Here is a 4695-nt window from a genome sequence, read left to right on the forward strand (position 1 = left end):
CGCCCCGCGTCGCCGTGCCGCGCGCCGATCCGCCGCCGGTGCCGCCCGGCCCGCCCGCCCGGACCATGCGGGAGATCCTCCGGCTGGGCGTCAACGACCCCCGGTACGGCCTGGTGTCGGTCGCCCTGTTCGTGGTGCTGACGCTGCTCGGGCTGGACGGCGCGGTGCTGCCCTGGCTCTGGGCCGAGCTGGTCGCCGGCGGCGACCCGTGGCTGCCGGCGCTCGGCATCGCCGCCGCGCTGCTGGTGGTGCTGCCGCTGCCCTACCTGACCAACCTGTGGTTCCCGCAGTGGTGGATCCGCCAGATGCTGCGGATCAGCGCCCGGCTGGTGCACGGGCAGACCGGCGCGCGCCGGGTCAGCGCGCACACCCCGGCCGAGGTGGTGGCCCAGGGCGGCGACACCGACCGGGTGGTGCAGCTCGCCGACAACCTGATGGACCAGTTCATCTCGCTGGCCATCGTGCTCACCATGACGCTTGTCACCGGCAGTGTCGTACCGGCGCTGTTCTTCGTCGGCACGATGGTGGCCTCCGGCCTGGCGGCCACGCTGTTCGGGCCGAGGCTGGAACGCACCGCCGCCGGCACCGTCAAGGCGCGGGCCGCGTTCGCCACCGCGCTGGTCTCCGCGCTCTCCGCCGCCCGCACGGTGAAGCTGGCCGGCGCCACCCGCCCGGTGCTGCGCCACCTCGCCGGGCTGGACGCGGTGCGCAGCGAGCGGCAGCGGCGGGAGATCGCCATGCAGGTGTGGGCCCGGTCGACCCCGTCCGTCGCCAGTGGTCTGCTGCCGATCGGGGCCTGGGCGCTCTACCTGGCCGGTGGGCTGTCCGCCGGGGCCACGCTTGTGGCCGTCTCCACCCTCGGCGCGGCCCGCTGGTTCGCCTGGACCACCGCGGCCCTGGTCTCCCAGTACCCGTCGGCCCGGGTGTGGACCCGCCGCACCGTGGCGATGACCGGGACGGCCACCTACTCCGCGGAGGTGCCCGGGCTCGACCTCGCCGCCGGCACCGCGCCGGCGCCCGAACCGCCGCCCCGGCACCCGCTGCGCCGGCTGGAGCTGGCCGGATTCGGTGCGCTGCACTCCGACGGCACGCTCGCCGTCCGCGACGTCGACCTGGTGGTCGAGCGCGGACAGCTGGTGCTGGTGGTCGGGCCGGTCGGCGCCGGCAAGTCGTCGCTGCTGCGCGCGCTGGCCGGCATCGTGCACCACGTCGGCGCGCTGCGCTGGAACGGTGACCCGGTCACCGAGCCGGAGATGTTCCTGCGCCCCAACCAGGTCGGCTACGTGGGGCAGCTGCCCCGGGTGCTCTCCGGCACCGTGGCCGAGAACATCGCGCTCGGCCACCAGGTCGACGCCGCCGGCGCGGTCTCCACCGCCCAGCTGGAGCACGACCTGGCGGCCGCCGGGGGCGGGCTCGGGCTGCTCATCGGGCACAAGGGCACCCGGCTCTCCGGCGGGCAGCTCCAGCGGCTGGCGTTGGCCCGGGCGCTCGCCCCGCGTACCGAGCTGCTGGTCGCCGACGACGTGTCGTCGGCGCTGGACGTGACCACGGAGCTGGCGCTCTGGGCGGCGCTGCGCGAGCACGGGGTGACAGTGGTCGGCTCGACCGCCAAGCGGGCCGCGCTGGTCCGCGCGGACCACGTGGTGGTGCTGGTCGACGGAGTGGTCGCCGACCAGGGCGCCTGGTCCGACCTGGAGCCCCGCTGGTCCCACCTGGCCGGCTGACCACCGTCCGCCCCGCCCGTCGCGGCGGGGCGGACGGGTGGCGTCAGAAGGCCCGCACGTACTGGTCGGGCCAGGACGGGGTGGCGCCGAGCTTGGCGGCGGCGCGGCGCGGCCAGTACGGGTCGCGGAGCAGTTCCCGGCCCAGCAGCACCAGGTCCGCCTCGCCGCCGGCCACGATCTGCTCGGCCTGTTCGGGCTCCACGATCAGGCCCACCGCGCCGGTGGGCACGCCGGCGTCGCGGCGGATCCGGGCGGCCAGCGGCACCTGGTAGCCGGGGCCGACCGGGACGGACGCCCGGGCCGCCGCGCCGCCGGAGGAGGTGTCGACCAGATCGACGCCGGCCGCCGCCAGCTCGCCGGCGAGCACCACGCTGTCCTCGACGGTCCAGCCGCCGTCGGTCCAGTCGGTGGCGGAGATGCGGGTCAGCACCGGCACGGCCTCGCCGACCGCGGCCCGGACCGCGCGGGCCACCTCCAGGGCGAACCGCATCCGGCCCGCCCGGTCACCGCCGTAGCCGTCGGTGCGCCGGTTGGTCAGCGGGGAGAGGAACTCGTGCAGCAGGTAACCGTGCGCCGCGTGGATCTCCACGGCGGCGAAGCCGGCGTCCAACGCCCGCCGGGCGGCGGTGGCGAAGGCGGTCACCACGGCGGCGATGCCGGCCTCGTCGAGCGCGGCCGGCGTGCGGTAGTCGGGCACGAACGGGTCGACGCCCGGGCCGACCGGCGTCCAGCCGCCCTCGGCGTCCGGCACGCCGCCGTGGCGTGGCGCCCACGGCCGGTACGTGGAGGCCTTGAACCCGGCGGGCGCGAGCTGCACCGCCGGCACCGCGCCCTGGCCGGCGACGAACGCGGTGACCGGTCGCCACGCGTCGACGTGCGCGTCGGACCAGAGCCCGACGTCCTGCGGGGTGATCCGCCCCTCGGGCACCACGGCGGTCGCCTCGCTGAGCACCAGCCCGGCGCCGCCGACGGCCCGGGAGCCGAGGTGGACGCGGTGCCAGTCGGTGGGCAGCCCGTCGGGGCCGGCGCTGTACTGGCACATCGGCGCCATCGCGACCCGGTTGGGCAGCGTGACGCCGCGCAGGGCGAGCGGCGTGAACAGGGCGCTCATGCGGTTCTCCTCCGGTCATGGAGCCGGGTGCGTCCCTCGTCGCCGTGGCGACCAGGAACGCACCCGGATCGGGATTCTCAGGCGGGTACGGGGGCGAGGCGCTCGGCGGGCTCGGCGGGCTCGACCAGGTCCCGCTTGCCGGCCGAGTCGTACGCGGCCCGGTCGAGCGTGCCCTCGCGGGCGGCCACGATGGTCGGCACCACGGCCTGCCCGGCCACGTTGGTGGCGGTCCGCATCATGTCCAGGATCGGGTCGATGGCCAGCAGCAGGCCGGCGCCGGCCAGCGGCAGGCCCAGCGTGCTCAGGGTCAGCGTGAGCATCACGATCGCGCCGGTCAGGCCGGCGGTGGCGGCCGAGCCGACCACCGAGACGAACGCGATCAGCAGGTAGTCGGTGACGCCGAGGTCGACGCCGAAGACCTGGGCCACGAAGATCGCGGCCAGCGCCGGGTAGATGGCGGCGCAGCCGTCCATCTTCGTGGTCGCGCCGAACGGCACGGCGAAGGAGGCGTACTCGCGGGGGACGCCGAGGCGCTCCACCGAGCGCTGGGTCACCGGCATGGTGCCCACCGAGGAGCGGGACACGAAGGCGAGCTGGATGGCGGGCCAGGCGCCGGCGAAGAAGCGCACCGGGTTGAGCCGGCCGGCGCCGGCGAGCAGCGCCGGGTAGACCACGAACAGCACCAGGGCGCAGCCGACGTAGACGGCGGTGGTGAACTTCGCCAGCGGGGCCAGCAGGTCCCAGCCGTACGAGGCGACGGCGTTGCCGATCAGGCCGAGGGTGCCGATCGGGGCGAGCCGGATGACCCACCAGAGCGCCTTCTGCACGATGGTGAGCACCGCCCGGTTGAGCGACACGAACGGCTCGGCGGCGTCCCCGACGAGCAGCGCGGCCGCGCCCACCACCAGGGCGAGGAAGACGATCTGCAGGACGTTGCCCTCGACGAACGCGCCGACCGGGTTGGTCGGCACGATGCCGGTGAGGAAGTCGATCCAGGAGCCGGTGGTCTTCGGCGCGGTGGCGCCGGCCGGGTCCAGGTTGACGCCCCGGCCGGGGTTGGTGAGCAGGCCGAGGCCGATGCCGATGCTGACCGCGATCAGCGCGGTGATGCCGAACCAGAGCAGCGTCTTGACGGCCAGCCGGGCGGCGTTGGCCACGCCGCGCAGGCTGACCACGCTGACCACGATGGCGGTGAAGACCAGCGGCGGGACGGCCAGCTTGAGGAGCTGGACGAAGAGGCCGCCGACGGTGTCGAGGGTGCTGGTCAGCCAGGCGAGGTCGTTGGCGCGGGCGAGGAAGCCGAGCGCCACGCCGAGCACGAGGCCGAGCAGGATCTGCACGGAGAAGGGGAACTTGCGCAGGGCGGAAGCCATGAGGACGTGTCCAAGGGTCTGGTGCGGAAAGGCGGGCGTCGGGGAGCGGGGCTACGCCGGACAGACGCCGCTGGCCTGCCGTCGGAGGTCGACGTACAGGCGCTCGGTGAGGCACCAGACATTGGTCATCGCCGGGCGACGTTACTCCTGTCCCCGGCCCGGACGGAAGGACCGCGGGGCGTGAAGCTCCTTACAGCCAGCAGGAGCGCGGTGGCCAGCCCCCATGCCGCGGCCACCGCCAGCAGCACCCGTTCCAGCACGCCGACCAGGGCGCCCCGGCCGACCAGCAGCATGGCCAGCCCGACCGCGCCGGACAGCGGCAGCGCCAGCGCCGCGCCGAGCGCCGCGACCCGCCGCAACGCCGTCCCGGCCGCGGGGGAGAGCAGCACCGCCAGCATGGCGAAGACCACCGCGGCGGTCGCCGCGATGCTGGCCCCGCCGTGCACCAGGTCGGCCACGGTGGCGGCCTCGAACGGCGGCAGCGGGC

3 protein-coding genes and 1 pseudogene are annotated in these 4695 nt (G+C 75.6%); 1 reads left to right on the forward strand and 3 read right to left on the reverse strand.

All coding sequences use genetic code 11. The features are described from left to right. Window positions 1-1724 (forward strand): ATP-binding cassette domain-containing protein (locus tag HUW36_RS26095; RefSeq protein WP_174530572.1); only part of this gene is annotated, 1724 nt, incomplete at its 5' end. Window positions 1725-1767: 43 nt separating this feature from the next. Here HUW36_RS26095 and HUW36_RS26100 read toward each other — a convergent pair. From HUW36_RS26100 to HUW36_RS26110, 3 genes and pseudogenes are all read right to left on the reverse strand, one after another. Next, on the reverse strand, window positions 1768-2835 hold the full coding sequence (locus tag HUW36_RS26100) for an NADH:flavin oxidoreductase/NADH oxidase (protein ID WP_174530573.1): 1068 nt from the start codon (window positions 2833-2835) through the stop codon (window positions 1768-1770). Window positions 2836-2912: 77 nt separating this feature from the next. Next, window positions 2913-4196, reverse strand: a complete 1284-nt coding sequence (locus HUW36_RS26105; RefSeq protein ID WP_174530574.1) for a dicarboxylate/amino acid:cation symporter — start codon at window positions 4194-4196, stop codon at window positions 2913-2915. 137 nt (window positions 4197-4333) lie between these two features. After that, window positions 4334-4695, reverse strand: a pseudogene (locus HUW36_RS26110) (DUF998 domain-containing protein); the annotation flags it as partial.

The sequence above is a fragment of the Micromonospora maritima genome, from assembly GCF_902825405.1.
GTDB lineage: Bacteria > Actinomycetota > Actinomycetes > Mycobacteriales > Micromonosporaceae > Micromonospora > Micromonospora maritima.